Annotated in this window: 3 protein-coding genes and 1 tRNA gene; 3 read left to right on the forward strand and 1 reads right to left on the reverse strand. The window is 46.2% G+C overall.

Annotated features, from left to right (window positions below):
- Positions 1-142: 142 nt before the first annotated feature.
- Entirely contained in the window at positions 143-1,462 is a 1,320-nt protein-coding gene (locus AAFP11_RS29675; protein ID WP_341740229.1) for an aminotransferase class V-fold PLP-dependent enzyme, read from the reverse strand.
- 111 nt (positions 1,463-1,573) lie between these two features.
- Here AAFP11_RS29675 and AAFP11_RS29680 point away from each other — a divergent pair, with 111 nt between their 5' ends.
- The 3 genes from AAFP11_RS29680 to AAFP11_RS29690 all read left to right on the forward strand — a co-directional run bounded on the left by AAFP11_RS29680 (position 1,574) and on the right by AAFP11_RS29690 (position 5,050).
- Complete coding sequence (locus AAFP11_RS29680; RefSeq protein WP_341740230.1) at positions 1,574-3,706, forward strand: TM0106 family RecB-like putative nuclease; 2,133 nt, start codon at positions 1,574-1,576, stop codon at positions 3,704-3,706.
- Between the two features lie 85 nt (positions 3,707-3,791).
- Positions 3,792-4,919 carry an esterase-like activity of phytase family protein gene (locus AAFP11_RS29685; RefSeq protein WP_341740231.1) on the forward strand — a complete coding sequence of 376 codons (1,128 nt, stop codon included), beginning with the start codon at positions 3,792-3,794 and terminating at the stop codon, positions 4,917-4,919.
- 57 nt (positions 4,920-4,976) lie between these two features.
- Positions 4,977-5,050: transfer RNA gene (locus AAFP11_RS29690), tRNA-Asp, on the forward strand.
- The last annotated feature ends 3 nt before the right edge of the window (positions 5,051-5,053 follow it).

The following is a 5,053-nucleotide window of genomic DNA, read 5'->3' on the forward strand; positions in this document are numbered from 1 at the left end:
GTCGATTTTTGTCATTGATTTGTCGTTGGGTGGGGCGGGTTTTTGAGGTTGGTCAATTTTTATCATTGATTTGTCGTTGGGGGGGGCGGGTTTTACAGATATTATTTGAGGCTAATAAATAATCTTAATCAACCCGCTCCGACTATCCTAATTGAATGGCTATTTCCCCAACCAACTTATCAATCTCCGCCTCAGTGGTAAAATAGTGAACGCAAGCCCGCACGCAATCTGGATTCAGAATTGTCCGCACCATAATTCCCTGTTTATCCAACAAATCAACAAGCTTTTTGTGCGGCATCCCATTAGTTAATCGAAACGAAACTAAACCCGCTTCTGGTGCAGATGTTCGCAAACATTCTACATGACTCAACTCTGATAAACCCTCCCAGAGATACTTACTCAAACGGCAGATTTCTGCATACCTTTCTTCAACTGTACCCCATTCGTCTTGCAGGGCGATCGCACTTCGCAATCCCGCATATAAAGGATAAGCCGAAGTCGCAATTTCGTAACGTTGAGCCCCCGGTTTTAAGCCAATAGGCTTAGCATTAGCATCCGTGACAATTCCCCGCCAACCGATAAACACCGGATGCAAATCTGCCAAAGCATCCGCACTCACATAAAGTCCTCCCAAACCTTCCGGGCCGCACCACCATTTATGACCCGTAAAAGCATAAAAATCAACTCCAGACTCAATCAAATTCAAAGGCAAAACCCCCACAGATTGAGCCGCATCAACTAACACTCTAACTTTGTGATTCTCCACAGACAAATCTTCTTGTCCCCCCCCTTGCCAAGGGGGGGTTAGGGGGGGTTCATTCAATACTTGTTCCCCCCCTTGCCAAGGGGGGGTTAGGGGGGGTTCATTCAATACTTGTTCCCCCCCTTGCCAAGGGGGGGCTAGGGGGGGTTCATAACCTTGATGACACACTTTCACAATCTCAGTCAGAGGCAAAACTTGGCCAGTATTCCACAAAATATGACTGATTACCAACAAACGAGTATTCGGCTGCAAATAATTAGCAATTACCGCCACCGCATCCCCCTCATTCAAAGTAGCCGCCAAGGGACAAACCGAAACCTCTATGTTGAAACGGCGCTGCAATTCCATTACACTAGCTACAATGCCCGGATGTTCGCAGTCAGAGAGCAATAAATGGTCGCCCGGATGCCAATCAATGCCCCACAGAGCAATATTGCAGCCGACGGTGACATCTTCCGTCAGGGCGATCGTTTCAGGAGGGACGGCTAACTCGTTTGCGATCGCCCGCCGCGTCAGCATCGCCTCCTGAACCACCCAAGCACCGATTTCCCCCGAAAACGGCCCCCCAACCTGCACCCGTTTGTATGCCCCATAAATCGCCTCTAAAGCAGGCTCAGGCAACGGCCCTTGTCCGCCGTAGTTAAAATAAGCTTTATTGGCCAAAGCTGGAAACTGTTGTCGGTGTTTGTCTTTTGTCATTTTTGCTGCGAAATTAATTGATAGCGTTAATATTACATAATGTCGATCGTCAAAAATCTCTCTCAAAAAAGCTTCTTCCCTCTTCCCTCTTCCTTCTGCTAACACTAATAAATGTTAATAACTGACAAACTGCTACTTTCCTATCAGCGATGCAATCTCCGAGCATTTTTAGACACTTGCGGAGACTGGAAACAACAAGATCCACCAAGCGATTTTCTGCTAAAATTGATGCGTGACAGCGCCACATACCAGCAGGAAACTTTAGAATCTGAGAGTTACCAACAACCATCTTATCCTAGAGGGGATTGGGCGGCTGGGGCGGCGGCTACTTTAAGTTTAATGCAGCAAGGAGTCGATCGCATTTATCGAGGAGTCCTGTACCAAGGTGAATTAGGCAAAACCAACGGTGAAACAGATTCTCTCTTAGGAATTGAGCCTCAATATTTGCCAGACATCGGCGAAATTCCCGAAACTCCAGTTCATCTTTCCTCCTCAATCCTGCACTCTTCCGAAATCAACCTCGTCAGCCGCCCGCATTTATTAATCAAACAGCCGGGTACTTCCAAATTTGGCGATTGGAGTTATGCGACGGCAGATATTTGGCTCAGCAAGCGACCAAAACTAGACTATCAAATTATTGCCGCTTTTCACGCACAAGTGTTAGCTTCTGTCCAGGGAACTATGCCAGAAAAGGCGTGGTTAATGCTGCGAACAAAAGGACTTTGGGCGGTGAATCTCCACCAGCGAATGCCTCAGATGTTTGAGATGTTGGATGAGTGCATTAAAATGTTAGAAATTAAGGCGAAACCAGAAGTTTTTATTTCCCGCCAAAAGTGCACTCTTTGCACTTGGTATAGCACTTGTCATGAGGAAGCCACATCTATTAAACACCTGTCGCTATTGCCGGGAGTTACGGCTAAGCGATATGCTACCCTAAAAGTTCTCGGATTGACAGATTTAGAATCTTTGGCTAATGCTAATTCCGATTTATTGGCGAGTTATCCTGAGTTTGTCGCGGGAGTAGCTGTCGATGTGGTGCAGCAAGCGCGATCGACTTTTTTGAATCAGCCATTTGTGCGAGATGAACCGCCCCCTACACCCCTCAAGGAAATAAGAATAACCTCCCCCTATTCCACCCAAGAGGGGAAGAAGAACCCCCCCCTACCCCCCCCAAGGGGGGAAGAAGAAGCCCCCCCCAGGGGGGAAGAAGAAGCCCCCCCTTGGGGGGCAAAAGAAGCCCCCCCTTGGGGGGCAAAAGAAGCCCCCCCTTGGGGGGCAAAAGAAGCCTCCCCTTGGGGGGCAAAAGAAGCCCCCCCTTGGGGGGCAAAAGAAGCCTCCCCTTGGGGGGCAAAAGAAGCCTCCCCTTGGGGGGCAAAAGAAGCCTCCCCTTGGGGGGAAGAAGGAAGTGAGAATTATGCCGCAGATAGCCAATCTGAAATAGTACCCGATATTGCAGACAATATTTTGAATAACCTCGCCATTGAGCAACTCAAAAATAGTGGAAGTCTAGAAACTGGTTTTTTTTACCAAAATACTTCGTCGCAGCCCGCAAATTCGGTAAAAAATCCGGTTTCTTTGCTCGAAGTCGATAAATCATCTAGGCAAAATAAACAGGCTAAACTTTCTGTACCTGCGCCGATTCTCCGCAAAAAACCAATTCCTTATTCCCAATCGGTGTTTTTGCCGATCGCACCGATAGAACTCTACTTTGATATTGAAGCAGAACCAGAATTAAATCTAGATTACCTCCACGGAGTTTTAGTCCTTGATAGGTACAATAAAACCGAAAAATACTACCCGTTTTTGGCGGAAAGTGCGGCAGAAGAAAGATTAGCCTGGGAACAATTTTTAGAATTAATGTGGAGTTATCCCATAGCGCCAATTTTTCACTTCTGCGACTACGAAATTAAGACTTTTAAGCGATTAGCTAAACTTTACAACACGCCAGTTTATCTATGGAAACCTGTGCTGAAACGCTTTGTGGATATCCATAAATATGTAACCCAAAAGGCGATTATGCCGGTGGAAAGTTATGCGCTTAAACCCATCGCCCGTTGGCTGGGTTTTGAGTGGCGAGATGCTAAGGCTAATGGTGCTCAGTGTGTCTGTTGGTACGAGGAATGGTTGACAACTGGCGATCGCTCTCTCTTGGAGGCGATCGTCCGCTACAATGAGGATGATTGTCGTGCTACTTATGTGGTTAAGGATTGGTTGACCAATTTTTTGCTAAATCATGAACCTTGAATTTATGATTTAACGAACCGCGAAGACGCGAAGGGCGCGAAGGAAGAAAGGGAAGAAGATAGGTAATAATGTATTTATTCGGAGAATGCGAAACCTAGCAAAAGTAACTATATTTATTGTCTGTTTTTTGGTAGCAGCGGCTGCTGTTATTTTGCTCAATCTGTCAGCTCAATCTTTTGCTGTAACTCAAATAGATTTTATCGGTAGGGTGATATTTCCGACGGGTTCTCTGTTTGGGGGGACGGAAATTGGTGGACTTTCGGGAATTACTTATGATGCTGATAAACAAGTTTATTATGCCATTTCTGATGACCGCAGCAGCAAGGCTCCGGCACGTTTCTATTCTATCAAAATAAATTTGCAATATGGTAAGCTAGAAAAAGAGCAAGTTGCTTTTACTGGTGTTACAACTTTACTTGATGAAAACGGTAAGAGTTTTCCAGAGTTAAGTTTAGATCCTGAAGGGATTGCTTTTACTGGTAACAGTGTGTTTGTTTCTTCTGAGGGAGATGTCGATCGCCACATCAGTCCTTTTATCAAAGAATTCTCCCTCGATGGTAAACTGCTGAAAACTCTGCCAATTCCTGAGCTGTTTTTGCCAGATGACAAAGGGACTAAAGGTATCCGCAACAATCTAGCATTTGAAAGTTTGACTTTGACTCCCGATCGCCAATATCTATTTACAGCCACGGAAAATGCTTTGGTTCAAGATGGTGGGGTGGCTTCGTTAGAAAGTGGCAGTCCGTGCCGGATTTTGCGGTACGATGCGGTGAGTGGGAATGTGGAGCGAGAATTCCTTTACATCACCGAACCGCTACCAGCGGGCGCTAATCCTGCGGGAAAATTAACGGCTAATGGTTTAGTGGATTTACTGGCGATCGACGAAAATCGCTTGCTGAGTTTAGAGCGTGCTTTCTCTCTGGAAACTGGAACTACTATTAAGCTTTTTGAGATTTCTCTGGAAAAGAGCGATCGCATCGAAGGACTTGAAAGCCTCAAAAGCCGTCTCAGTGAGGTTTCTCTGGCTCAAAAACGGCTGCTGCTGGACTTGGAAACTCTGAAAGTCCCCCTAGACAATATTGAGGGCTTGACATTGGGCCCGGTTTTAGGCGATGGTAGCAGAGGTCTGGTTTTGGTGAGTGACAACAACTTCAGTCCGTTGCAGGAGACTCAGATTTTGGGCTTCAAAATAAAAGTTCAAAAAACCTCTTGACAAACGGTACGGTTATAAGCATAATAGAAATTGTGCCTGAAAGAAAGGCAAAAACGAGGGACAGTAGTTCAATTGGTTAGAGCACCGCCCTGTCACGGCGGAAGTTGCGGGTTCGAGCCCCGTCTGTCCCGTTC

Source organism: Microcoleus sp. CAWBG640 (assembly GCF_020883015.1).
GTDB lineage: Bacteria > Cyanobacteriota > Cyanobacteriia > Cyanobacteriales > Microcoleaceae > Microcoleus > Microcoleus anatoxicus.

Excerpts from the sequence above, each read along its gene's own strand:
- AAFP11_RS29675 (WP_341740229.1), bottom strand. The coding sequence starts at position 1,462 with ATGACAAAAGACAAACACCGACAACAGTTTCCAGCTTTGGCCAATAAA.
- AAFP11_RS29685 (WP_341740231.1), top strand. The coding sequence starts at position 3,792 with ATGCGAAACCTAGCAAAAGTAACTATATTTATTGTCTGTTTTTTGGTA.
- AAFP11_RS29680 (WP_341740230.1), top strand. The coding sequence starts at position 1,574 with ATGTTAATAACTGACAAACTGCTACTTTCCTATCAGCGATGCAATCTC.